General features: G+C 55.6%; 24 protein-coding genes and 1 tRNA gene. 14 read left to right on the top strand and 11 right to left on the bottom strand.

Features of this window, described 5'->3' with window-relative positions:
* Positions 1-220: 220 nt before the first annotated feature.
* Together KSF73_13185 and KSF73_13180 are read left to right on the top strand one after the other, a co-directional pair.
* Complete coding sequence (locus tag KSF73_13185; protein ID MBV1776664.1) at positions 221-769, top strand: alpha/beta hydrolase; 549 nt, start codon at positions 221-223, stop codon at positions 767-769.
* A gap of 103 nt (positions 770-872) precedes the next feature.
* The gene (locus KSF73_13180) at positions 873-1,796 is read left to right on the top strand and encodes a 4-deoxy-4-formamido-L-arabinose-phosphoundecaprenol deformylase (protein ID MBV1776663.1); all 924 of its coding nucleotides are present in this window, start codon (positions 873-875) and stop codon (positions 1,794-1,796) included.
* An 87-nt stretch (positions 1,797-1,883) separates the two neighbouring features.
* On the opposite strand, the gene KSF73_13175 is transcribed toward KSF73_13180, so the two are convergent.
* The gene (locus KSF73_13175; protein ID MBV1776662.1) at positions 1,884-2,474 is read right to left on the bottom strand and encodes a LexA family transcriptional regulator; all 591 of its coding nucleotides are present in this window, start codon (positions 2,472-2,474) and stop codon (positions 1,884-1,886) included.
* A 217-nt stretch (positions 2,475-2,691) separates the two neighbouring features.
* Here KSF73_13175 and KSF73_13170 point away from each other — a divergent pair, with 217 nt between their 5' ends.
* From KSF73_13170 to KSF73_13160, 3 genes are read left to right on the top strand one after another with little or no spacing between them, the layout of a single operon-like run.
* The gene (locus KSF73_13170) at positions 2,692-4,614 is read left to right on the top strand and encodes a PrkA family serine protein kinase (protein MBV1776661.1); all 1,923 of its coding nucleotides are present in this window, start codon (positions 2,692-2,694) and stop codon (positions 4,612-4,614) included.
* A 60-nt stretch (positions 4,615-4,674) separates the two neighbouring features.
* Complete coding sequence (locus tag KSF73_13165) at positions 4,675-5,949, top strand: YeaH/YhbH family protein (GenBank protein ID MBV1776660.1); 1,275 nt, start codon at positions 4,675-4,677, stop codon at positions 5,947-5,949.
* Complete coding sequence (locus KSF73_13160) at positions 5,946-7,523, top strand: SpoVR family protein (GenBank protein ID MBV1776659.1); 1,578 nt, start codon at positions 5,946-5,948, stop codon at positions 7,521-7,523. Before KSF73_13165 ends, KSF73_13160 begins: the two co-directional genes overlap by 4 nt.
* Positions 7,524-7,639: 116 nt before the next feature.
* Here the strand turns inward: KSF73_13160 and KSF73_13155 are convergent, their stop codons facing one another.
* Positions 7,640-8,068, bottom strand: coding sequence for a ribonuclease E inhibitor RraB (locus KSF73_13155; protein MBV1776658.1), 429 nt, complete (start codon positions 8,066-8,068; stop codon positions 7,640-7,642).
* A gap of 181 nt (positions 8,069-8,249) precedes the next feature.
* On the opposite strand from KSF73_13155, the gene KSF73_13150 reads away from it, so the two are divergent.
* Positions 8,250-8,957, top strand: coding sequence for a class I SAM-dependent methyltransferase (locus tag KSF73_13150; GenBank protein MBV1776657.1), 708 nt, complete (start codon positions 8,250-8,252; stop codon positions 8,955-8,957).
* 9 nt (positions 8,958-8,966) lie between these two features.
* Here KSF73_13150 and KSF73_13145 read toward each other — a convergent pair whose 3' ends face one another.
* Positions 8,967-9,887 (bottom strand): DMT family transporter, encoded by a 921-nt coding sequence (locus KSF73_13145; GenBank protein MBV1776656.1) that lies wholly within the window; start codon positions 9,885-9,887, stop codon positions 8,967-8,969.
* Between the two features lie 92 nt (positions 9,888-9,979).
* Here KSF73_13145 and KSF73_13140 point away from each other — a divergent pair, with 92 nt between their 5' ends.
* Positions 9,980-10,903, top strand: a complete 924-nt coding sequence (locus tag KSF73_13140; GenBank protein ID MBV1776655.1) for a LysR family transcriptional regulator — start codon at positions 9,980-9,982, stop codon at positions 10,901-10,903.
* On the opposite strand, the gene KSF73_13135 is transcribed toward KSF73_13140, so the two are convergent.
* The gene (locus tag KSF73_13135) at positions 10,873-11,718 is read right to left on the bottom strand and encodes a pirin family protein (GenBank protein ID MBV1776654.1); all 846 of its coding nucleotides are present in this window, start codon (positions 11,716-11,718) and stop codon (positions 10,873-10,875) included. The genes KSF73_13140 and KSF73_13135 overlap by 31 nt on opposite strands.
* Before the next feature lie 188 nt (positions 11,719-11,906).
* Between KSF73_13135 and tsaB the strand changes: the two genes are divergently transcribed.
* The 3 genes from tsaB to KSF73_13120 are packed head-to-tail and all read left to right on the top strand — an operon-like array spanning position 11,907 to position 13,929.
* Positions 11,907-12,599: a tRNA (adenosine(37)-N6)-threonylcarbamoyltransferase complex dimerization subunit type 1 TsaB gene (gene tsaB, locus KSF73_13130; GenBank protein MBV1776653.1), complete on the top strand. Its 693-nt coding sequence runs from the start codon at positions 11,907-11,909 to the stop codon at positions 12,597-12,599.
* Complete coding sequence (gene rimI, locus KSF73_13125; protein ID MBV1776652.1) at positions 12,596-13,066, top strand: ribosomal protein S18-alanine N-acetyltransferase; 471 nt, start codon at positions 12,596-12,598, stop codon at positions 13,064-13,066. Before tsaB ends, rimI begins: the two co-directional genes overlap by 4 nt.
* Positions 13,066-13,929, top strand: coding sequence for a uracil-DNA glycosylase (locus KSF73_13120; GenBank protein ID MBV1776651.1), 864 nt, complete (start codon positions 13,066-13,068; stop codon positions 13,927-13,929). Before rimI ends, KSF73_13120 begins: the two co-directional genes overlap by 1 nt.
* Here the strand turns inward: KSF73_13120 and KSF73_13115 are convergent, their stop codons facing one another.
* The 3 genes from KSF73_13115 to KSF73_13105 all read right to left on the bottom strand — a co-directional run bounded on the left by KSF73_13115 (position 13,930) and on the right by KSF73_13105 (position 15,627).
* Positions 13,930-14,304, bottom strand: coding sequence for a DUF861 domain-containing protein (locus tag KSF73_13115; GenBank protein MBV1776650.1), 375 nt, complete (start codon positions 14,302-14,304; stop codon positions 13,930-13,932).
* A gap of 2 nt (positions 14,305-14,306) precedes the next feature.
* Positions 14,307-15,386 (bottom strand): hypothetical protein, encoded by a 1,080-nt coding sequence (locus tag KSF73_13110; GenBank protein ID MBV1776649.1) that lies wholly within the window; start codon positions 15,384-15,386, stop codon positions 14,307-14,309.
* Between the two features lie 64 nt (positions 15,387-15,450).
* Positions 15,451-15,627 (bottom strand): hypothetical protein, encoded by a 177-nt coding sequence (locus tag KSF73_13105; GenBank protein ID MBV1776648.1) that lies wholly within the window; start codon positions 15,625-15,627, stop codon positions 15,451-15,453.
* A 218-nt stretch (positions 15,628-15,845) separates the two neighbouring features.
* Here KSF73_13105 and queF point away from each other — a divergent pair, with 218 nt between their 5' ends.
* Both queF and KSF73_13095 read left to right on the top strand, forming a co-directional pair.
* Positions 15,846-16,670, top strand: a complete 825-nt coding sequence (gene queF / locus KSF73_13100) for an NADPH-dependent 7-cyano-7-deazaguanine reductase QueF (GenBank protein ID MBV1776647.1) — start codon at positions 15,846-15,848, stop codon at positions 16,668-16,670.
* 93 nt (positions 16,671-16,763) lie between these two features.
* A complete protein-coding gene (locus KSF73_13095; GenBank protein MBV1776646.1) occupies positions 16,764-17,723 on the top strand; it encodes a tRNA-dihydrouridine synthase in 960 nt (319 codons plus the stop codon).
* 10 nt (positions 17,724-17,733) lie between these two features.
* Here KSF73_13095 and KSF73_13090 read toward each other — a convergent pair whose 3' ends face one another.
* Positions 17,734-17,976, bottom strand: coding sequence for a hypothetical protein (locus KSF73_13090; protein MBV1776645.1), 243 nt, complete (start codon positions 17,974-17,976; stop codon positions 17,734-17,736).
* A gap of 283 nt (positions 17,977-18,259) precedes the next feature.
* Here KSF73_13090 and KSF73_13085 point away from each other — a divergent pair.
* Positions 18,260-18,334 (top strand) — tRNA-Arg (locus KSF73_13085).
* A gap of 15 nt (positions 18,335-18,349) precedes the next feature.
* Here KSF73_13085 and KSF73_13080 read toward each other — a convergent pair.
* The 3 genes from KSF73_13080 to KSF73_13070 all read right to left on the bottom strand — a co-directional run bounded on the left by KSF73_13080 (position 18,350) and on the right by KSF73_13070 (position 21,909).
* The gene (locus KSF73_13080; protein ID MBV1776644.1) at positions 18,350-19,057 is read right to left on the bottom strand and encodes a hypothetical protein; all 708 of its coding nucleotides are present in this window, start codon (positions 19,055-19,057) and stop codon (positions 18,350-18,352) included.
* Positions 19,058-19,146: 89 nt separating this feature from the next.
* Complete coding sequence (locus KSF73_13075) at positions 19,147-19,617, bottom strand: DUF1854 domain-containing protein (protein MBV1776643.1); 471 nt, start codon at positions 19,615-19,617, stop codon at positions 19,147-19,149.
* Positions 19,618-19,626: 9 nt separating this feature from the next.
* The gene (locus KSF73_13070) at positions 19,627-21,909 is read right to left on the bottom strand and encodes an ABC transporter ATP-binding protein/permease (protein ID MBV1776642.1); all 2,283 of its coding nucleotides are present in this window, start codon (positions 21,907-21,909) and stop codon (positions 19,627-19,629) included.
* 251 nt (positions 21,910-22,160) lie between these two features.
* Here KSF73_13070 and cphA point away from each other — a divergent pair, with 251 nt between their 5' ends.
* Complete coding sequence (cphA, locus tag KSF73_13065; GenBank protein ID MBV1776641.1) at positions 22,161-24,359, top strand: cyanophycin synthetase; 2,199 nt, start codon at positions 22,161-22,163, stop codon at positions 24,357-24,359.
* Positions 24,360-24,394: the final 35 nt, after the last annotated feature.

Below are 24,394 nucleotides of genomic sequence, written 5' to 3'. Positions count from 1 at the left end.
CGTGAAACGAAGCTGCGCCGATGATAGTGCGGGTTCCCGTGTGAACGTAGGTCACCGCCAGGCTCCACAACATCGTTAGATGTATGCAAACCCCGATCAGGAAACTGGTCGGGGTTTTTGCGTTTGGGCATGTACCGGCGAGATATAAAGCAAACCATCCGCCATTTGATCATGCTTTATACTCATTTGTGATGATCACCGTGTCTGTTAGACTGGGTTCATGAAAATTATCGTCCATCCCGGCTGGCATGATTCCGGCCCAGAACATTGGCAAAGTACCTGGCAGAATGCATTAGGGGCAATACGGGTACAGCAGGCGGATTGGGCTGTGCCACATCCTGATTCTTGGGCTGATGGTCTGGTAAGGGCGATTTCTACCGCTCATGAGCCCGTGGTAGTGCTTTGCCATAGTCTGGGTTGTATTAATCTCGCGCACGTCGTGCGACGGTTTCCTGATATCGCAAGAAACATTCGGGGAGCGTGGTTGGTGGCACCTGCCGATGTAGAGCGTGATCAGGTACCGGAAGTGCTTGCCACTTTTGCACCTATTCCAATGGGGAAGCTGCCTTTTTCTGCACATCTGGTCGCCAGTAGTAATGATCCATTTTGCAGGGAAGAAAGGGCGCTTGCATTTGCGCATGCATGGGGATGCTCTTTCGAGGTCTTGCCTGAGGCGGGGCACATCAATACAGCTGCTGGATATGGCGAGTGGCCGGATGGTCTCGACGCATTTAAGTCTTATTTAACCCATCTCGCCTCCCACGCCTAAGCATTTGAGTTTATACATCCGTGGCATTCATCTTCTCTACTTGCTTTAAGTAGGTAATCACGTAACAATTCCGCCTTTTGCTGTTCTGTTTTTCCCCGGAGTAATCATGCATTTAGCGCTAAAGATCGATGTGGATACCTTGAAAGGAACTCAGGAAGGTGTGCCACGTTTGCTCGAGCTTTTGCGCAAACACGGAGCAGAGGCGACGTTCCTGTTCAGCCTGGGACCAGATCATACTGGTCGAGCTTTGAAACGTGTATTTCGACCGGGATTTCTGAAGAAGGTACGTCGTACGAGCGTGACTTCGCATTACGGAATCAAAACGCTGCTATATGGCACATTGCTACCGGGCCCGGATATTGGTAACCGCTGTTTTAATGTGATGCGGGAAGTGCAAGCGCAGAAGCATGAGGTTGGGATTCATTGCTGGGATCACGTGAAATGGCAGGATGGCGTGATGACGGCCGATAGCGCATGGACCCGCGCGGAAATGGATAAAGCGGTTAAGCGCTTCCGCGTAATCTTTGGTGAGCAAACGCCGCTGACACATGGTGCTGCGGGCTGGCAAATGAATCGCACCGCATATCGTGAAGAACAGCGACTGGGTATGCAATACAGTTCGGATTGTCGTGGCACCCATCCATTTTGGCCCGTTGTTCAGGGTGAGCTAGTTCGCTGTCCGCAATTACCGAGTACGCTCCCGACGCTAGATGAACTTATTGGTGTGAATGGGCTGACTGAGCACAATGTTGCTCAATATCTACTGGGGCAAACGCGGAGTGCACCAGAGTATGGCCATGTATTTACCCTGCATGCTGAACTTGAAGGCGGAAAACTGATTGGTGTGTTTGATGCGCTATTATCGGGGTGGAAAGAACAAGGTTACACGCTTGTATCGACTCGCACGATGTTTGAGTCGTTGAACCTTGCGGCATTGCCCTACCATCAGGTGATTGACACTGAAATCCCCGGACGTTCCGGGTTGCTATCCTGTCAGGGGCCAGAATTTCTACCTGCAGGAGCGTGATAAACGCGCTACCAATACGAATGCAGCATGCACTCGACAAAAATGGCCCATTGAATGGGCCATTTTGTTTTTGTGTAGCAATCGTGCTTAATGTTTTACCTTGCGCACGAGTCCGACCATCACGCCAAATATTTCGAGCGTACCTTGTGGCCGGATGATCGGATAGGCTGGATTTTCGGGCTTGAGCACGAATTTTCCGGCTTCTTTGGCTAGCCGCTTGAGTGTGAACTCTTCATCGACAATCGCAATCACAATGTCACCCGGGTTGGCATGGTGACGACGCTCGATGACTGCAATATCGCCCGCATGAATACCTGCCTCAATCATCGAGTCGCCTTTGACCGGTACGAGTACGGTCAATGACGGATGTTCGATGAGGTACTGGTCGATTGCAAAACTGTCATTTCCCACATCTCGTGCCGATATAGGCATACCGGCTGGAACGGGCTGCGTAGACAGGGCGCGAGAGAAGAATTGGTCTGTCGGGATCCACTGACCATCTGGAACGCGCTCCAGAAATCCCTGTTGCTGGAGTCGCGCTAGTAATTTGGAAACGGCTGACTTTGAGGCAAAACCGAGCAGCTCTCCCATGCGGGCATAGGAAGGCAGGCTGCGGTTGTCGCTATAGTAGTCTTGAAGTCGCGCCAGATAGTCGGCGTCTTTGTCTGATTCGCTCATGCATCCCTCATGCAAAGGAGTGAACAATTGTTCACCCGAATCGTAGTGGAACTTGCGGTTTGTGGCAAGTCCCTCGGTAACGATTCATCTCGGCAGTGACAGGTGCGGGCGCTGTGCTATACCAATAAAAGGGGGAGCGTCACTGACACGCATGCGTGCCGTTTATCCTTTCCCATACAAGCATTAGAAGACGTTCGTCCGTTTCAGGAGACTCACTATGGATATCTTTGCCAACGTCAGCGCACGCTATGACAAGACTCGGGAAGAGGAAATGAGCTTGAGAGAATATCTCGAGCTGTGTAAGCGGGATCGCAGCGCCTATGCGACGGCTGCGGAGCGGATGCTGCTGGCCATTGGCGATCCGGAGTTGATTGATACGCGAACAGATTCGCGACTGAGCCGGATTTTTGCGAACAAGCTGATTCGCGTCTACCCGGCATTTCGTGAGTTTTTCGGGGCTGAGGAAGTCATCGAACAGGTTGTCGCTTATTTCAGACACGCTGCGCAGGGTCTGGAAGAGAAGAAACAGATTCTTTATTTGCTGGGGCCGGTTGGTGGCGGTAAGTCATCCATTGCTGAAAAGCTGAAGGAATTGATGGAGCGCGTACCGTTCTACTCGATCAAGGGTAGTCCGGTAAATGAGTCGCCACTTGGCTTGTTCAGCTCGATTGAAGATGGGCCGATTCTGGAAGAAGAATATGGTATTCCGTCGCGTTATCTGAAATGTATCCCAAGCCCGTGGGCGGTGAAGCGGCTGCAGGAGTACAACGGCGATATCGACAAGTTTCGCGTGGTAAAACGCTATCCGTCGATTCTGCGTCAGATTGCCATCAGCAAGACTGAACCGGGTGATGAAAATAATCAGGATATTTCCTCGCTCACGGGTAAGGTAGATATCCGCAAACTGGAAAAATATTCGCAGGATGATCCGGATGCATATAGCTATTCCGGTGGATTGTGTCTGGCGAATCAAGGTCTGCTGGAATTCGTAGAAATGTTTAAAGCGCCGCTCAAGGTGCTCCACCCGCTGCTGACTGCCACTCAGGAAGGCAATTTCAAGGGGACGGAGGGCTTTGGTGCGATTCCGTATGAGGGAATTGTACTGGCGCACTCGAACGAATCCGAATGGAAACAGTTCAAAAACAATAAGAACAACGAGGCCTTCCTTGACCGGATTTACATCGTGAAGGTGCCGTATTGTCTGCGGGTGTCCGATGAGGTGCGCATTTACGATAAGTTGATTCGCCATTCTTCTCTGGCGAACTCACCATGTGCCCCGGGCACCCTGAAGATGATGGCGCAGTTCTCGGTATTGTCCCGTCTGAAAGACCCGGAAAATTCGAGTGTGTATTCGAAGATGCAGGTGTATGACGGCGAGAATCTGAAAGATACCGATCCGAAGGCGAAATCGATTCAGGAATATCGTGATTTCGCGGGCGTGGATGAAGGCATGGATGGCCTGTCGACACGGTGGGCGTTCAAAATTCTGTCCAAAGTGTTCAATTTTGATCACTCGGAAGTCGCGGCCAATCCGGTACACCTCTTGTACGTACTGGAGCAGCAGATCGAGCGGGAGCAGTTCTCGCCCGAGAGCGAACAGCGCTACCTCGCCTATATCAAGGAATATCTGGCTCAGCGCTATGTGGAGTTTATCGGCAAGGAAATTCAGACGGCCTATCTGGAGAGCTATTCCGAGTACGGCCAGAATATCTTTGATCGTTATGTGACCTTTGCCGATTTCTGGATTCAGGATCAGGAATACCGTGACCCGGATACAGGGGAGAGCTTCGATCGTACTTCGCTCAATAATGAGCTGGAAAAGATCGAGAAGCCTGCCGGCATCTCGAATCCGAAGGATTTCCGCAACGAGATCGTCAACTTTGTGCTGCGTGCGCGCGCCAATAATGCCGGCAAGAATCCGGTCTGGACCAGCTATGAGAAGCTGCGGACCGTGATCGAGAAGAAGATGTTCTCGAATACCGAAGAACTGCTGCCAGTGGTGTCGTTCAATACCAAGGCCAGTGCCGAGGATGCCCGCAAGCACGAAGACTTCGTCAATCGCATGGTAAGCAAGGGGTATACCGCCAAACAGGTCAGATTGCTGTGTGACTGGTATTTGCGTGTCAGAAAGTCGTCCTGATCCACGTCGCGAATAGCCGGGTATGCGCTGCGGTGCATGCCCGGGGAGGAGTATGTGATCATGACTCAGCTGATCGACAGGCGCCTGAACGGCAAGAACAAGTCCGCGATCAATCGCGAACGGTTCCTGCGCCGGTATAAAGGCCAAATCAAGCAAGCTGTCGCCAAAGCCATCAAGGGCCGTTCGATTACCGATATCGAAAACGGCGAGAAAGTGTCGATTCCGGTGAAGGATGTCTCGGAGCCGGTATTCGGACACACCCATGGCGGCGTAAATGAACGAGTGCATCCGGGCAACCAGGACTATCTGCGCGGCGACGAGTTCGATCGTCCGCAAGGCGGGGGCGGTGGTGGCAGCGGCAGTGGCAAGGCTTCTCAGGATGGTGAAGGGGAAGATGACTTTACTTTCGAGCTCAGCCGCGAGGAGTTCCTCAACTATTTCTTTGATGATCTGGAACTGCCGAATCTGGTTAAAACCCAGCTGAAATCCATGCAGGCATTTCAGCATGTTCGGGCAGGGCATAGCTCGGAAGGTAATCCATCCAATATCGACGTTGTGCGCTCCTTGAAAGGCGCTTTAGGCCGGCGGATTGCGCTAGGTGCCGCGCCGATGGCACGCCTGAATGAAGCGCGCGAAGAGCTGGATGTGCTACTGGAGACGCATGATCAGGACGATCCCGAGGTGCTGGCACTGCAGGAAGAGATCCGTCATCTCAAAACCCGGATCAATGCGATTCCCTATATCGATCCGTTCGATCTGCGCTATTCGAATCGGGTGAAAATTCCCAAGCCGCATACGCAGGCGGTGATGTTTTGCGTGATGGATGTGTCGGGTTCGATGGATGAGCAGAAGAAAGATACAGCCAAGCGTTTCTTCATCCTCCTGTATCTCTTTCTGACACGTGCCTACGAGAAGATTCAGGTGGTGTTTGTGCGCCATCACACGCAGGCGTCGGAAGTGAACGAGCATGATTTTTTCCATGCGCGAGATACCGGCGGCACGGTGGTGAGTTCGGCGCTGAAGCTGGTGGATGAGATCATTAGCGAACGTTATTCGCCGGATGACTGGAACATCTATATCGCGCAGGCGTCGGACGGCGATAACTGGGATAGTGATTCGGTGAGCTGCCGTCAAATTCTGCTCGATCACATCCTGCCGGCCGTGCAGTACTACGCCTATATCGAAATTACCGAAGGGGAACCACAGAATCTGTGGATGGAATACGAGCGGGTGAGTGAGGCGTGTGCGCACTTTGCCATGCGCAAGATTCAGACGCCTGCTGATATCTATCCGGTATTCCGGGATCTCTTCAAGAAAAGTGCGGTGCACTCATGAGCGACATGGAACCTCTACCGGTGGTTGAGTCGCCCAAGGAAAGCAAGCCTCGGGCAAAGCGCGCGAAAAAGCGCAAGCCGCTGTCGACGGGCTCGGAATGGACGTTCGAGCTGATCGATACGTATTACAAGGAGATCGAGCGGATCGCCAAGGCATTCGGGCTGGACTACTACCCGAACCAGCTGGAAATCATCACGGCCGAGCAGATGATGGATGCGTATGCCTCTGTCGGCATGCCGGTGATGTACAACCACTGGAGCTACGGCAAGCATTTCCTGCAGACTGAAAAAGGCTACAAGCGCGGGCAGATGGGGCTGGCTTACGAGATTGTGATCAATTCCAATCCCTGTATTGCCTACCTGATGGAAGAAAATTCCATCACCATGCAGGCACTGGTGATTGCCCATGCTTCGTTCGGACATAACTCCTTTTTCAAGGGGAACTACCTGTTCCGCACCTGGACGGATGCCTCGGCGATTGTCGACTATCTGGTATTCGCCAAGAATTACATCAACCAGTGTGAGGCACGCTACGGGATTGATTCGGTTGAGGAGTTGCTGGATAGCTGCCATGCGCTGATGAGCTATGGCGTGGATCGCTACAAGCGGCCACAGCGGTTATCGGCCGAGGAAGAGCGGCAGCGCCATCTGGATCGGGAAGAGTACATCCAGCGGCAGTTCAACGATATCTGGCGCACCTTGCCCAAACGGGTGGAAGAAGAAGAAAAGATCGAGCGGCGGCGCTTTCCGGAAGAACCGCAGGAAAATCTGCTCTATTTCATCGAGAAATTTGCGCCGCTGCTTGAGCCGTGGCAGCGCGAGTTAATCCGGATTGTGCGCAAGATCGCCCAGTATTTTTACCCGCAGCGCCAAACGCAGGTGATGAACGAGGGCTGGGCGACGTTCTGGCACTACACCATCCTCAACCAGATGTACGAGGAAGGACTGGTGACCGAGGGCTTCATGATGGAGTTCCTGCACTCGCATACCAACGTGGTGTATCAGCCGCCGGTGACGAGTAAATGGTATTCAGGCATCAATCCCTACGCACTGGGATTCGCCATGTATTCCGACTTGCGGCGGATTTGCGAAAACCCGACCGAGGAAGATCGCGAATGGTTTCCGGATATTGCGGGGAGCGACTGGAAAACAACGCTAACCTTTGCGATGAAAAATTTCAAAGATGAAAGTTTTATCGCTCAGTTTCTATCACCCAAGTTGATTCGTGATTTCCGGCTGTTTGCGGTCAAGGATGATGATTCGGAGGCCAAGCTGCAGATTTCTGCGATCCATGATGATCAGGGCTATCGCGATATCCGCGCCAAGCTGGCGGATCAGTACAATCTGAGCAATCGCGAGCCCAATATTCAGGTGTGGGATGTGGCCACGCGCGGCGATCGGTCGATGACGCTGCGGCATTTCCAGCATAACCGCCGTCCGCTGGCCGACAATACGCAGGAGGTGCTGAAGCATGTTGCGCGGCTATGGGGCTTTACGGTAAGGCTGGAGTCGGTGAATACCGAGGGTAATGTGACGCATACCTTTGAGTGCAAGCTGGATAAGCGGCACGGCTAGGCTGGCAAGGTTTTTGTAGGTGCTTCTGGTGAGTGGATTGGGGCCGGCGGAAGTCGGCCCGTTTTGTTTTTTCGGGGGATTGGGAAAGCTTTGGTGGCTTCACCTCACTGATCGTACTATTTGTTAGTACCATTCACAGGCCCAACATCCATTCCATCGTAAGAACCTAAATGATGAGCAATGGCATATTGGGCAAGATCAGCGTTTCGCTTTAAAAGGCTATCAACTGAGTGGGTCTCGATTCGTTCGACATGAAGCCACCAAAGATCTGGGGAAGACGGATTTTCCTTATCGGATAAATAAATATCAACAATTCGATACCCTTTTTGCTCAAGATCTTTTGCTACGAGCTCAAGCTTTTCACTGGTAGGATTTGTAAAGAAATAGCCCCAAAGCATATCCTTTGACATGTTCCATGCTGTGTTTTGGGATATGTTGGCAAACATTCCCTCTAAGTCCTGACGAGATCCACCCGGCTGTGCCTGAGCAGCTTGAGAGAAGAAGGAAGTTAGTAGTCGCGCAAAAACTGGAATAGAAAATTTCATATTAAACTGACGGTAATTATTGGAGCTAGCAACTGAAATTGCATCATACTGATAAGCCTTCAGCAAGGGCATGATGGAATAAATTACTCCATGGTGAGATGTAGCCAGAGCATTTCATCTATCACAATTTATGTAATTTGCACGGATTCATGTTCTTTTAACAACCTTTCCTTTCATCACCATGACCACCACCCAACCCACTCCGCCCGGCGTCCATTACGACACACGCCATGTCTCTGCCTACGACAGCAAAATCCGTGGGCTGATTCCGGGTTACGACGTATTGCACGAACTTTCGGCGCAGGTGCTGGCAACGCAATTGCCTGCGTATGCACATGTGCTGGTAGCAGGGTGCGGGACGGGTGAGGAGTTGCTGCGCTATCGTGGCGTGTCGCCTGCGTGGCGATTGTCGGGGTTTGATCCTGCGGGGGCGATGATCAGCGTGGCGCGGGAACGTGTAGCAACACTGTCGGGCGAATCGCCAGTGGAGCTGTTTCACGGCGATATCGATGCCGTGCCCGAGATGCAGGCAGATGCGGCAACGGCGCTGCTGGTCAGCCATTTTATTGCCGACAATGGCCCGAGGGCGCATTTCTGGCAGGGCTTGGCTCAGCGTGTACGGCCCGGTGGGTGTGTGCTGATGTCAGAATTGATGGGGCAGCGTGATGACGCTGACTTCCAGTTGCAGATGCAAGTCTGGCGTAAGCAGCAGGATGCTGTGTCAGATCGGCCGGATCGCGTGGAACAGGACTTTGCGCGGCTGGCCGACTCGGTGTATCCCCTGTCGGAAGGGCGCTGGTATGCGCTGATGGAGTCGGTTGGATTAAGGCCCCGCCTGTGTTTCTGGCGGAGCCTGGCTTTGCAGGGATGGTTGCTGGAACGGATCTGAGTGCCGCGCTTACTTCTTTTTGCCCATCCACACCACGCCGCCAATCACCAGCGACATGCCAAGCAGCTGCAGGAGCGAGAAGGGCTCGTTGAGAATGATCCAGCCCAGCACAATCGTCATGCCCGGCCCGAGGGTACCGATGGTGGCGGTATAACCCGCGCCGAGTTTGGATACGGCCTTGGCGGCCAGCCAGATCGGCAGCACCGTTGAGACAATCGCCAGCGTCAGTCCCCAGCCCCAGACATTGACCGGTACGGCCAGCAGGTCGGTAGGTGTGCGCTGGCTGAAGTAGTGCGCGAGCACGTAGCCTGATGCAAATGCCCCCGCGAATCCGGCCAGACGGGTTGAGCCAATCTGTTTTACAAAGCGGCCGGTGCCCAGATAATAAATCGAGAAGGTGACGCTGGACGCGAGCACCCACAGTGAACCCGTGATGACGGCAGCCGTATCTTTGCTTTGATGCAGATCGTGCCAGAAGGCGGCGATCAGTCCGCAATAAATGACCACCAGCGCAAACAGGGTATGTCGGCCAACGGGTTTGCGATGCAAAACCGCTTCCATCAGCACCACCAGCGAGGGATAGGTAAACAGGATCAGGCGTTCCAGCCCGGCCGAGATATACAGCAGCCCCATGAAATCGAAGAGACTGGACAGGTAATAGCCGAACAAGCCCAGCAGGGCGAGTGCAAGCCATTCGCGGCGCGTCAGTGGATTGGTTCGGGTACCCGCCCGCGCCAGCCAGATAAAGGCGGGCAGGGAGATGGACATGCGGATGGCGAGTAGCGAAATGGCATCGACCTGTCCGCCTGCGTAGGCCAGCTTGATGAAAATGGATTTCAGCGAAAAGCCAGCTGCCGACAGCATGGCCAATATGCGGCCATCTTCGAACCAGTGTCCTTCTGATTTTGCGAAGACTGTGCTGGTGCTCATCCGGTTTCTCCTGAAGCTGTATGCAACGAAATCGTATTCTGGCTAAGATGCTGGCATCAGAAAATGCCTGATTGGCGTAAAGGGTTTCGTCTATGGCGAAGGGTGTGCGATTTGATCTGGTCGACGTGAGGCTGTTTGTCGAGGTGGCCGAAATGGGGTCCTTGTCTGCTGCTGCGGCCGCCTTTCCGCTGGCGTTATCGGCTGCGAGTGCGCGAATTCGCCAATTGGAAGACCGAATGGGTGTGCAGCTGTTCGAGCGCACGCACAGCGGTGTGCATCTGACATCGGCCGGGACATTGTTTCTCGAACATGCACGCGGCATCTTGCGCGCAGCCAGAGACGCGCAGCATGCAATGGAGTCCTTATCCAGCGAACAGCCCCGCGTTTTGACGATTTATAGCAATACCACCGGCAGCAGCGGCTTGCTGCCGAATTTGGTTGGCCGCTATGTGCGGGAAAACCCGGATATTCGTGTGCATATGCGCGAATCCATCAGCCGGAAAATCATCGAAGGTGTGCGCGACGGCAGTATTGATGTCGGCTTGATTGATGGGGATTATGCCGCCCCGGATCTATTCCTGATGCCGTGCTATCGGGATCATCTGGTGTTGCTGCTGCCGCCCGATCATCCATTGCTAAACGACGAGCGCGTGTGTTTGAAGCGCATATGCGAGCATGCGTTTGTTACGCTGGAGTCGGGGATGGGCTTTCGCCGCTATCTAGATCGGGTCACGCAGCTAGCCGGCGTCAAGCTGGATGTGCGTGCGGATGCCTCCAGCTTCAACGCCATGGTGCAACTGGTGGCCGGCGGGGTGGGGGTGGCGGTGGTGCCGCGCACGGTGGCGGACGATTACGCGCTGGCGCTCGGCCTTAAAACCCGCAATATTGACGAGCCTTGGGCGGTGCGCCAGCTGGTTGCCTGTGTACGGGCGGGGGAGTTGCCCGTACACGTGCGCTCATTGATGAAGCTGATTGCCGGACTGGATCAGGCGACGGCAATCCGCCCGTTGCGATAGTCTTCAATCGCCGTTTCGATTTCGGCGCGGGTGTTCATCACAAACGGGCCCCATTGCACGATGGGCTCGTTCAGCGGCTTACCGGCAATCAGTAGGATGCCAACATCGCCCACCGCTTCGATGGTGACCGAATCGCCATCATTATGCAGTACGCCCATGTGTGCAGTCGGGATGCTGTTGCCCGCAACCTTAACCTCACCTTTCCAGACGTACAGGAAGGCGTTGTGCGATTCGGGTACTTCCAGCGTAATGGATTTGCCTGCCTGCAGATGAGCGTCCAGGAACAGCGGCTCGGTGTCCGGGCGCGTCTTGGCGCCCGTTACGCCAAAGGCTTCACCGGCAATCACCCGTACTTTGACGCCATCTGCGGGATGGGTTTCCGGAATCGCATTACCCTGAATATCCTGATAATCGGGCTGGGCCAGCTTGTTCTTGCCAGGCAGATTCAGCCACAGTTGAAAACCCTGCATCAGTCCGGCTTCCTGCTCAGGCATTTCTGAGTGCTGAATGCCCTTGCCTGCGGTCATCCATTGCACGCCGCCCGGCCCTAGCAGACCTTCGTTACCGGCGCTGTCGCGATGGCGCATGCGTCCGGCCAGCATATAGGTGACAGTTTCAAAGCCACGATGCGGGTGTTCCGGGAATCCTGCAATATAGTCGTTCGGATCATCCGAATGAAAATAATCCAGCATCAGGAAGGGATCGAGCCTGCGCTGCAGGTTCTGTGTGAGAACACGTGTTAGCTTGACGCCTGCCCCATCGCTAGTAGGCATACCACGTACGAGACCTTCGAGTGTGCGGTTACGGGACATCATCGTGCTCCTTCAGGTTGTTGCAAATTGGATTGCATGCATCTTCGCGTATTCATTCGCTAGGTGAAAGCGAAACTTTCAGAGTGCTTTATTCAATTAATTTGAATGATGATCAAGTGTGCGGCTAAGGGGAGGGATCGGATGCGAGTCGGCACATGGTAGAATGTGGCAAATCTTAACGTGCGCCGCCCATGAATCTGCTGGCAATTGATACTTCTACCGAATTTCTATCTATCGCGCTTGAAGCGAAGGGGCAACTGCATGTGCATGAAGTCCTGGCCGGACAGCTGCATGCCGAGCTGACGCTACCCACCGTTCAGACCCTGTGTGCAAACGCTGGTATCCCGCTGGCCGCGATTGATGGCATTGCATTCTCGGTCGGGCCGGGATCGTTTACCGGCTTGCGAATCGGCTGCGGTATCGTGCAAGGGCTGGCCTTTGGACTTGGCAAGCCGGTTGTCGGTGTGAATTCACTGGCCTCCATGGCAGCCTCCGTCGAGGGTGAGCGCATTTTGGCCGTCAATGATGCGCGGATGGGTGAGCTGTATCTTGCCGGATTTGTCCGGGAAGGGGATGTGCTGAAAGAGGTGCTACACACGTGCGTGGTGAAACCTGATGCACTGCCTGATCTGCCTCCGGGTAACTGGGTCGGTGCGGGTAGTGGCTTCAAGGTGCAAGGTGAGGCGCTGGCGAATCGCTACGGCGCCACGCTGATCCAGACCTTGCCGGATGTTTTCCCCAATGCGCGCGGATTGCTGGCGCTGGCTAGACCCGTGTTTGCCGCTGGCCAAGCGTATGCGCCAGAGAAGCTCGAACTGCTCTATATCCGCAACAAGGTCGCGTTGACCGCTACTGAACAAGCTGCACTCAGGAAAGCCGGATGATCATTCGCGCCATGACCCCGGCAGATGTACCTGCCGTTGCTACGATCGAAGCGGCCTTGCAATACCACCCCTGGAATGCAGCACAGTTTCTTGAATCGCTGCAAAGCCAGCATCCATCCTGGGTAGTGGACGTGAATGGCGAAATCTGCGGATTTGCCGTAGCGATGCAGGTACTGGACGAAGCCACCTTGCTGGAAGTCGGGATCGCACCTGCGCATCAAGGCAAGGGCTGGGGAAAGCTGCTGGTCCAAGAAGTGATTGATGCTGCGAGTGAGTCGGGGATGGCGGTGATGCATCTGGAAGTGCGTATCGCCAATAAGGTTGCGCGACAACTGTACAAGCGATTGGGCTTTCAGGAAGTGGGCAAGCGTCGCGGCTATTATCGTGCGCCAATCACCGAGGCGACGCCCGATGGCCGCGAAGACGCCATTCTGATGGCGCTGACGCTGGATGAAGGGGCGCGCTGATGAATCGTCTCGGCTTGATCATGGAAGAGCTAGACCTCCTGCCGATGTGGGTGCGCCGTGACGTCCTCGACGAGTGGGAGTCCGTCGAGCAAGCTGAGCATGCGGCGCTAGTGGCATCCCATCCGGCGCGCGAAGCATTGACCAGCATGCACACGCCGATGGCACCTCATGCCATGCCGGAAGCACCGAAACATTCGCATCATCTGAAAGATACGCTGTCGGTTATGCAGCCTGCTTCAGCGCCACAGGCGATCGAAGTGGTCGCCCGCAAGGTGGTGGATGCGCAAATTGCCACGATGGATTGGTCTGCACTGGAAGCGGCTGTGCGTGAGTGTACTGCTTGCGATCTGTGCAAGACCCGCACGCAGACCGTGTTCGCGGCAGGTGTTGCCACTGCAGACTGGATGGTGGTGGGCGAAGCACCGGGGGCTGATGAGGACAGGCTGGGCGAACCATTTGTAGGACGCGCAGGCAAGTTGCTGGATGCGATGCTGGCTAGCGTCGGTCACAGCCGTGCAGATAATGTGTGCATCGCCAATGTGCTGAAATGCCGCCCGCCGCGAAATCGCAACCCCGAACCGGATGAAATGGCGCGCTGTCAGGGCTATTTGCTGCGCCAGATCGAACTGGTGAAGCCGAAGATCATCTTTGCAGTGGGCCGCTTTGCGGTACAGACCTTGCTCGGGTCAGAGGCCAGCATAGCCAGTTTGCGCGGTCGCGTGCATCAATACAAATCGATTCCGGTGATCGTCAGCTATCACCCGGCCTATCTGCTGCGTAATCCCACCGACAAGATCAAGGCGTGGGAAGACTTGCTGCTGGCGAAGAAGACGCTGGCAGCAGCGCTGCCAGCAGGCGGATAATCAGCTGGCAACACGCGCCGAGCGATCCACGATCACATAGTATTTACGGACGGCTTCGATCACCTCGAAGCTGCCCGTGAAGCCGGCCGGAATCACCAGTGCCTCGCCGGGACCGACCTCGTGTCCCTGATCCTGTGCGTCGGCAACCCGTACACGTCCCGCCAGCACGGCGAAAAACTCTTCCTTGTCGGCAGCAAACTGAATGCGCCATTTACCGGGCTGGCATTGCCAGATACCGGCGCTGACCATCTTGTCCGGGCTGTCGTAGTGATTGAAGGTTGTGCGCTCGGGATTGCCCTGCACGCGGCGATCTTCGCGCGGACGATCGATCACGCCGGGGAGACTGGGCTGCGGTAAAAAGACAAGCTTGGGCATGGTCAGACGGCCTTGAAGGGTTGAATCAGCGTATGCAGGTCGCCACGACTGACGTGTTCGTTGAAATCATCCGCCAGACGCTGGCTTTCTGCGATCACAGTCTGCCAGTAGCGCTGCCGGGTGGCATCGTCCAATGTCTTGAAATCGTTACGGTCCGGGATTTTTCCGTACGGCAGACGCGCGACAAATTCCGGCGAGGGGCTCAGCATCAGCACATTATCGAGCCGATGAGCTTGACGCCAGGAAAGGGACTTATCGAACCAGCCCGGTTTGATCTGGCCGTAAAAGTGCGGATATAGCACCAGATCGTCGAGTGCGGGGTAGGGTAGGTCGAGGTGGTAGTCCAGCAAACCACCATCGCGATAGCGACCCGCTGGCGCACCCGATGGATTATCTACCCCGCTGACGACAAGCGGAATGGCACCTGTCGCCATGAGTGCAGGCAGGGCATTGTCGGAGGTCATCTGTACGGTGCGTGTGGGGAAGTCTGCTTGCAGGGGTGCCGGCATCGGCTGGCCGCTGCTGAACCAGACGCGCTCCCAGCCTTTTGCATAGAGATTGCGCGACAGTACATTGGCCGCCGCCACGCCGATGATGCCGGTCAGTTGCAGTGCAGGATGTTCGGATGCAAGGAATGGGCCGCGCGCCCGCACGGTGGTGACAGTCAGGCTGTAGTGAGGGTTGGCGAGCCAATCTTCAGGTGACGTTTGCATGACCGCCCGCAGCATTTCCATGCCTTTTTGTGCCACTGCGTCGGGCGTGACCTTGGGTGGATACGCTTGTGCGGTATAGACTTCAGCCAGTGTAGCTAGCGCTTCTGCAGGATTTGACTGCATGACACATGCCATGCGCCAGCCGCCAATCGAGCTGCCGATCAGATGGCGGTGCCGTGGCGATTGGGCGAGGTAAGTACCAAAGAGCGTTTGGTCAAGATGGGAGAGGCAGAGTGCTTTCGGGCCGCCTGCAGCGCCGGGAATCAGGCCGATGCGTTCGGGACGTAGCCCGTTGTCGCGAATTTCGCTGAGCGCGCGGTGGCCGGCCTGCCAGATCAGCGGCCGGTAGGGAATGTGGATGGCAGACATTGACGGACAGGCAAAAGCACCGATTGTATCGGTGTTTCTGCCCGCCCTCCATGATAACCCTGCATCAACGGGCATCCCGTGGCAGATCGAAGCGATTCAGCAAGCAGAGCTGCGCTTGTGCTTCGCTCTCGTCCGCCAGTTCCAGCCAGGCTTCGCGCACCGGCGGTGCGGGTTTGCGCAGCATGAACCAGACGACAAGTGCAATCAGAAGGCATGTAATTAAAAGTGTGGCGACGAGCATGATGGTGCTTTCAATCAATAAATGTATACAAAAAACTCACCTGAAACCGGATGCTTTTCAGGTCTACCTGATATCAATATCGTCAATCAAAGTGCACTGCGCATCCTTCACTTTGATGAGTAAATCATGACAAATATGTGAAACCGCATGTGGCTGCGGCTTTCAGCGGATTACCGCTTGGCGGTACAATAAAAGCTTCACAGAAGGGCGAGTCATTTATGCAACCGGAACATTCACCACTCGGAAAAACAAGCACTTACGTAACGGAGTATGATCCGGCGCTGTTATTTCCCATTCCGCGCAAGGTCAAGCGCGACGAAATCGGCGTGCCGTCCGTCCCGCCCTTCTTCGGCTCGGACTTCTGGAATGGATATGAGCTATCATGGCTGAATTTGCGCGGCAAACCCGTGGTGGCGATTGCTGCCTTCGTGGTGCCCGCAGACACCCCGAATATCATCGAATCCAAATCGTTCAAACTCTACCTGAACAGTTTCAATCAGACCCGTATCACTTCTATCGAAGAACTGCAGACCCGTCTGGAAACCGACCTGTCAGCCGCGGCGGGTGGGCGAGTAGGTGTACATCTGTATCCGGTTGAGTCTTTCGCTCAGCAGCGTTTGCAGGAACTTGAAGGCTATTGCATCGACAATCTAGATATCGAGGTCGACCACTATCAGCTTGATCCGGCTATCCTGCGCCTGACCGGGGATGAGGATGAGATCGAGGAAACGCTCGTGTCGCATCTGCTGAAATCCAATTGTCTGGTCACCGGCCAGCCCGACTGGGCCTCGGTGCAGATCCGCTATCGTGGGCGCGCCATTGATCGTGAATCGCTCCTGCGATACCTGATCTCATTCCGGCAGCACAATGAGTTTCATGAACAATGTGTCGAGCGCATTTTTATGGATCTGCAGCGTTACTGCGACCCGCGTGCACTGTCGGTATATGCGCGATATACGCGTCGGGGTGGTCTGGATATCAATCCCTTCCGCACCAATTTCACCGGCCCTGCACCGCAGAATATTCGCAGCGCACGCCAGTAACCCGAGCCATCCCTTTATCAGTGCGCGCTGGGCGCAAAGATGAAAGCGGGGTACACTCCGCCGCTTTTCGTGTAGATGTCTGCGGAGGACGGAATGCGCATTGCGCTTGCACCGATGGAAGGGCTGGTGGATGCCCCATTGCGCCATGTGCTGACCTCGATGGGCGGTATCGACTGGTGTGTCACCGAGTTCGTGCGTGTGACCTCGTCGCTCCTGCCTGCCAAGGTATTCCATCGCTATGCACCGGAAGCCCATACGGACTGGAAGACGGCGTCAGGCGTACCCCTGCGGCTGCAGTTGCTCGGATCTGATCCTCAATGTCTAGCTGAGAACGCCGCGCGTGCAGCCGAACTGGGCGCGCCGGTGATTGATCTCAATTTTGGCTGTCCCGCCAAAGGCGTCAATCAGCATCGTGGTGGTGCAGTCTTGCTGAAAGAGCCTGATCTGTTATACGAAATCGTCCGCAGTGTACGTGCGGCTGTGCCCGCCCATATTCCGGTCACCAGCAAGATGCGGCTCGGCTATGAAGATACCTCGCTGGCGCTGGACTGTGCGCGCGCACTGGATACCGGCGGCTCGGCAGAGATTGTCGTACACGCCCGCACCAAGGTAGATGGCTACAAACCGCCTGCGCACTGGTACTGGATTGCGCACATCCGTGAAGTGGTGAAATCAGCGCATGTGATTGCCAATGGCGAAATCTGGACGGTTGAAGATTTTCAGGCCTGCCAGAAAGAGAGTGGCTGCGAAGACGTGATGCTGGGGCGCGGATTGGTTGCCAGTCCGGATCTTGCTTTGCGCGCCAAATTGGCGGCACAAGGTCATTTGCAGGGCGCGATGCCCTGGCCGGCCCTTCTGCCCTGGCTGGTGGTGTTTCACGACGAAGCGCTCAAGCTGCAGTCGGTCGAAGGTGCAACAGGGCGGGTGAAGCAATGGCTGGGCTATATGCGCCAGCAATATGCCGAGGCAGGCGCACTCTTTCGGGAAATTCGTGCGATTCGCGAATTACCGCGAGATCTCCTGAATCAATGGTCGGAGGCGCAGCCTCACTGACGGTGTGGCCTTATTCAAACATTGGCATGGGCACATCGTAGGGCACATCAACCGAGATGAAGCCGTCATCCAGCAATTCTCCAGCCACTTGGTAAGCAAGTACTTCCGAGCCCCACAGCGTCGCCAGATCGGCAACAGACGTACCTGCATCGAGCAGTATCAGTGCTTGTCGCTGACGAATACTGAGGCGATAGGCGCGCGTAGCGATTTCCTCGTGGCCTTTGTCGGTTTTTTTGATCAGCAGGTTCAACATATCAGGCGAGTTTCCAGCATCGAGTAGATGATCACGGTTCTGCGTGATCCTTGTGCGCCAAGGGTTGGCTTGGCATCAAGGTATGTTCATCCGTCCTAATATATCGTAATTGTCAGCCTGTTTTGGTAAAAATGATCGAATGAATGACTAGTGAGTCATTTATCTGGAGAATGACATTGGATTGCAGGCAGATGAATGCTGCCTTCCAGCACTGGCAAGGCCAGTGATTTGAGGTGGTCGAGGCGATGTAAAATTGCTACAATGCCCGCCTGTTTGATCGTGTGTCTCCGTAGTTAAATGGATATAACAGCCCCCTCCTAAGGGGCCGTTACAGGTTCGATTCCTGTCGGGGACGCCATTCAGTTTATCTCGCTTAATGGTTGGGCAGATTCAATCCCTTGCGAATCCGGGCGAGTGTCTCTTTAGGTACGGCTGGATTGCATGCCAGATACAGTGGCTTTTTGGCCAGTTGCATCACTGAAACCACCTCATTCTCCAGCTTGAGCTTGCGAATCGCGATCTCACCGAAATTCCGGTCGGTGACCCAGTATTGCGACATGCCGCGCGCCACATTTAAAACACAGGTATCCAGTGAGGATGACCAGGCGACCCGGTAGCCTAGCGCGGTAAGCTGTCTACCGGGCGCATCGTCCATGAGTGCGCACACTGTGGCATCTCGCAACTCATCCAGGCTGCGCAGGGGCGGTGAGCCTGCATGGCCGAATACATCATCGTATGAATACTCGATGGGGCCAATCCAGACAAACCATGGCTCACGCTCTGGCAGGCGGGCAGCACTAAACAGGCAGGCGTTTGCTTCGCGGCGGGTGCGATTGAGTGCGCGTGACCAATCCGTCCTGACCATCGTAAAAGGAATGCCTTGCTCATTAAAGGTGCGCTGCAGGAGATTGGTCGAGCGCGCAAACTCTTCCTTTAGTCTGGGGGGAACAAATTCCGGGGCGGGGAGCTCACCCGTATAGAGCGTGAGCGGGGCGTTGTCCGGAGCAGGGGGCGCTGCCAGTGTGCGATTGGGCACACCGGCAAGGCAGGACAGAAGCGTAAAAGCTGCAAGGTGGCGCACGATACGTGTCCGGAAATATCCCTCTGATACCACTCATTGTAGACATTTCCGGCTAGATAGTTGCCTCTAATCAGGGATGCGGCGGGCGCTTACAGGAAGCGGTCGAGTAGACGTTTGCTGTGCTGATCAAGCGAGAAAAGATCACGGATCAGGAATTGAATACCGTGGTGATCCACGATAATCAATGTGCCTCCGCGTACGCGATGGATGTCCTCTTCGCCATTGAGTACCAGAGTGGTGTCGCCACGATTGGTGCGGATACGCCAGATACTTGGCGTGGCAAAAGTGGATACCTCATACAGATGTTCCAGCTCGGGCATGAACTCGCGCTGCGCAAGCTCTTCGCGGACGAGTGTTTGAACGGATGCCGGCGCATCGGTCAGTCGGTCAATCCAGGCTAGCTCATGGCCATCCGGCGCGACGATGGAGACACCCTCATCGGGTGCCGCGATCGGAAATGCGCGAACAGGGTGTACGCCTTCGGTGATTTGACCGTCCTCACCGGTAAAACACAGTTTGCCAAATGCGTTGCGCGACAAAGTAAACGTGATGCCAGACATAGTACTTCCTTATTCCTTACCGTGCGGGCCATTGGCAGACAGTGCAGGGATTTCCTGCTCGGTATCGACGTTGCGCGCCTGTGCCTCATAGAGGCGGTAGTACGCACCTTGCTTGGCTATGAGTTCGTCGTGCGGGCCGACTTCGACGATGCGGCCGCGATCCATGACCACGAGTCGATCGGCCTGACGCAGGGTTGATAGACGATGGGCGATGGCAATTGTGGTGCGACCCTTGACCAGATTATCCAGCGCCTTCTGGATTTCCTTCTCGGTTTCGGTATCTACCGATGAGGTGGCTTCGTCGAGAATCAGAATGCGTGGATCAATCAGCAGGGCGCGGGCAATGGAAATACGCTGGCGCTCGCCCCCAGACAGGCCCTGACCGCGTTCGCCTACCAGTGAGTCATAGCCTTGCGGCAGACGCAGGATAAATTCATGAGCATGTGCGGCACGGGCGGCGGCGATGATTTCCTCGCGGGTAGCATCCGGGCGGCCATAGGCGATGTTTTCGGCAATGGTGCCAAAGAACAGGAAGGGTTCCTGCAGTACCAGACCAATATTGCGACGGTAGTCCTGCAGAGCCAGCTGACGGATATCGACGCCGTCGATGCGGATCGACCCTTCGCTCACATCGTAAAAGCGGCAGATCAGATTCACCATGGTGCTCTTGCCTGAGCCGGAATGACCCACCAGACCAATCATTTCGCCGGGCTTGATGTCCAGGCTGAGATTGCGGATCACGGTGCGATTGCCGTAGCGGAAGCCGATATCCTTGATGCTCATGGCGCCCGTGACAGCTGGCAGATGAACTGGATTGGCAGGCTCTGGTACGTTCGAGACATGATCGAGAATGTCGAAGATGCGCTTGGCGCCGGATGCAGCCTTTTGCGTGACGGACACGATGCGGCTCATCGAATCGAGTCGACCGTAAAACTTGCTGATGTAGCCAATGAACAAGGTGAGCGTACCCACGGTGATATTGCCGTGTGCAATCAGCCAGATACCGAACCCCCACACGACCAGCAAGCCGGAATCGGTCAGCAGTGACACTGTTGGCGAAAACAGCGACCAGGTTTTGTTGAGCTGGTCGTTAATCGACAGATTGTGACGATTGGCATCGCGGAAACGACGTGCTTCGCGGGCTTCCTGCGCAAAGGCTTTTACTACGCGAATGCCGGGAATGGTGTCGGCCAGCACGTTGGTCACTTCACCCCAGGCACGGTCAATCTTTTCAAAGCCCGTGCGCAGGCGGTCGCGTACCAGATGGATCAGCCAGGCAATGAACGGCAAAGGCAGCAAGGTCACCAAGGCAAGGCTGGCATTGGTCGAGAACAGCAGAATGGCCGTCATGATCAGCATCAGCACATCGGTGACAAAGTCGAGCAAATGCAGGGACAGGAACACGGCGATCCGGTCGGAATCCGAGCCGATCCGTGCAATCAGGTCGCCGGTACGCTTGCTGCCAAAGTATTCGAGCGACTGCTGCATCAGATGTTCGAAGGTGGTGGTGCGCATGTCGGCAGCCACGCGTTCGCTCAGCAGTGACAGGACATAGGTTTTGGCCCAGCCGAATACCCAGGCACCAAATGCTGCGCCCAGCATGCCGGCCAGCAGCCAGATGACCTTGGAGGACTCAATATGCTGGCCGTTCTGGAACGGAATCAGCACATCGTCCATCAGCGGCTTGCTCAGGTAAGGCGTGACCAGTGTCAGCGCCGTCGACATCAGCATGAGCGCGAAGCCGCTATACAGCATCCAGCCATACGGCTTGGTAAAGCGCCACAGACGCAGCAGGGTCCATGTAGAAGGCGGGACGGTGATTTCCGAGGTGCAGATCGGGCATTCGTCTGCATCGTCCGGGATATCATTGTGGCACGCGCTGCATACCCGTTCGTCCTCGGGTTCAGCTGCAATGCCGGTACGCAATTCACCAATGATCCGGTCAAAGCACTTGATCAGTCGCAGTGCCGCAACATTTTGCGCGAGCGTGTGGCGCCAGAAGGCGATTCGTGCTTCTGACGTAACAAGTTCGATCGTGCCGACTCCTGCGTGATCGGCATGACTCAGGCTTTGATCACGTGTCAGACGCCATTCCTGAGTATTTTCTTGGTCATCCAGATGGATCAAGCGATTGTTGGTCAGGATCAAGAGGCGCTGGCAGTATTGCAGCGCAGCGTCTACATCAAGAGTCAACCATGCAACGACGGTTTCATGGCGTTCCAATCGGGGCAGGACTCGGGCTTGCCAGATATCGGGCAACGGTACGCGAGAGGCAGCAGTTTCAATCGTCATTGTCAGCTTGTTGTCAGGTTAAGTGTGCAAAATAGCGGATGTTGAATCCGGTTCTCGCGAGAGGCTTGGACGAAATTTCTGGCGAAAACGAAAGCAAACAAGCGCACCAGGCCAAAGGACGTTTACAATGTAGGGGAACTTTGTAATGCGTCCATCGTCGGGCGAATCCGGCGATTATACCGCATGCGTCCGCTGACTCGGGTTTTGCCGCTGTCAGGCGTGTTGTCTGCGCTTATTTTTTTTAGTGGATCATGGACAAAAGAGATATCACGATTCGCCGCATCACACATTTGCGCGGCCCGAACATCTGGACTTATCGCCCCGTTATCGAGGCGTTAGTGGACATTGGTACGTTTGAAGACGCGCCATCCAATTTGCTGCCCGGCTTCAGCGATCGTCTGAAAGCATGGCTGCCCGGCATGGTGGAGCACCGCTGTGGCGTAGGCGAGTATGGCGGATTCTTCATGCGGCTGGATGAAGGCACCTGGATGGGACACATCCTGGAGCATGTCTGCATCGAACTGCAAAATCTGGCCGGGCTCAAGGTTGGTTTCGGTAAGGCGCGCAGCACATCTGAGCGCGGCGTCTACAAGGTTGCGGTGCGTGCCCGCGACGAGCAGGTGGCCGAAGCAGCCTTCCGCGCCGCGCGCGAACTGGTACTGGCCGCCGTCGAGGATCGCCCGTTCGATGTCGAGTCGACGGTTGCCGAGCTCAAGGACATGGTGGATCGCCACTACCTCGGGCCAAGCACCGCCTGCATCGTGGATGGTGCGACACAGCGCCGTATTCCGTCGATTCGCCTGAATGAAGGCAATCTGGTGCAGCTGGGGCAGGGCTGTCGCCAGCGCCGCATCTGGACCGCTGAAACCGATCGTACCAGCGCCATTGCCGAAGGCATCGCCAGCGACAAGGATCTGACCAAACGCCTGCTGGCCTCATGCGGTGTACCAGTGCCGGAAGGCGAGATTGTTGAAAGTGCCGAGGAAGCGTGGGAAGCTGCGCAGAGTCTGGGCTTGCCGGTCGTGGTCAAGCCAACCGATGGTAACCATGGCCGTGGTATTTCGATTGAGTTGTCCACGCGTGAATCCATCGAAGAAGCATTTGTCTATGCCGAGCAGCATGGCAGTGAAGTCATGGTCGAGAAGTTTATTCCCGGCAATGAGCACCGCCTGCTGGTCGTGGGGGGCAAGGTTGTTGCAGCCGCACGTGGTGAAACTGCCTGGCTGACGGGGGATGGCGTACTGAGCATTCGTCAGCTGGTCGAGCGCGACATCAATAGTGATCCGCGTCGGGGAACTACTGAACTGCATCCGCTGGGACTGGTTGATCTGGATTCAGATACGGCCATCCAGATTGATCTGTCGCGTCAGGGTTTGACGCCGGATAGCGTGCCGGAAGCGGGTCGCAAGGTGCTGTTGCAGCGCAACGGTAACGTAGCATTCGATGTGACTGCGCACGTGCACCCCGAGGTTGCGGCAACCGCCGCACTGGCTGCGCGCGTGGTGGGTCTGGATATCGCCGGTGTCGATATGGTCATCGAAGATGTCTCCAAGCCGATGCACAAGCAAGCTGCAGCGATTGTGGAAGTAAATGCCGGTCCTGGCTTGCTGATGCACCTGATGCCCGCATCGGGCGAGTCACAGCCTGTCGGTCGTGCCATTGTCGATCATCTGTTCCAAGGGGACGCCAGCGGCCGCATTCCAGTCATTGGTATTGCAGGTAGCCAGCATGGCAGCCTGATTTCGCGACTGGTCGCGTGGATTCTCCATCTGTCCGGCACCCATGTCGGCGTCGCGTGTTCGGATGGATTCTTCCTGGATCATCGCTGTGTAGAGCGCGGTAACCGCGCGCATTTCGAAGCAGGTCAGCGCGTGTTGATCAATCGCATGGTAGAAGCCGCGATCTTTGAAAACGGCGCACGCCAGATTCTTGCCGAAGGACTGGCCTACGACCGCTGCCAGATTGGCGTGGTGACAGATTTTGGCGGCTTGCCTGATCTCGCCGAATTCGATATCCGCAACAGCGAGCAACTGTACAACGTCATGCGGACGCAGGTGGATGTTGTCCTGTCCGATGGGGTAGCCGTACTTAATGCGGGCGATGAAGATGTCGCTGCCCTGGCCGAGCTGAGTGACGGCGAAGTGATTCTGTACGGTATGAATGACTCTGTAAATTCACTGGCCAGTCATCTGACCGATGGCGGTCGTGCCGTGCTGATCCGTGCGGGTCGAGTGGTGCTGGCGCAAGGCGGATCTGCTCAGGAAGTGCTGGAACTGGCTGCTTTGCCGACGGTTGCCGGCGCGGCGCTGCCGGTTGAGGCACTGCTCCCGGCGATTGCCACAGCCTGGGCGTTGAATATCGAGGCCAGCCTGATTGGTGAGGGCATCGAGTCGTTCATGCTGGATCAGAGCACCTCGCTGACCGCATTGAAGAAAGTGGCTATAAGCTAAAGTATTGGCGCGGGGCCGGATGTGATCCGGCCTTT

It is taken from the genome of Burkholderiaceae bacterium DAT-1, assembly GCA_019084025.1.
Lineage (GTDB): Bacteria > Pseudomonadota > Gammaproteobacteria > Burkholderiales > Chitinimonadaceae > DAT-1.
Note: the sequence above shows the minus strand (reverse complement) of the source record. Positions and strands in the feature narration are given on the sequence as shown.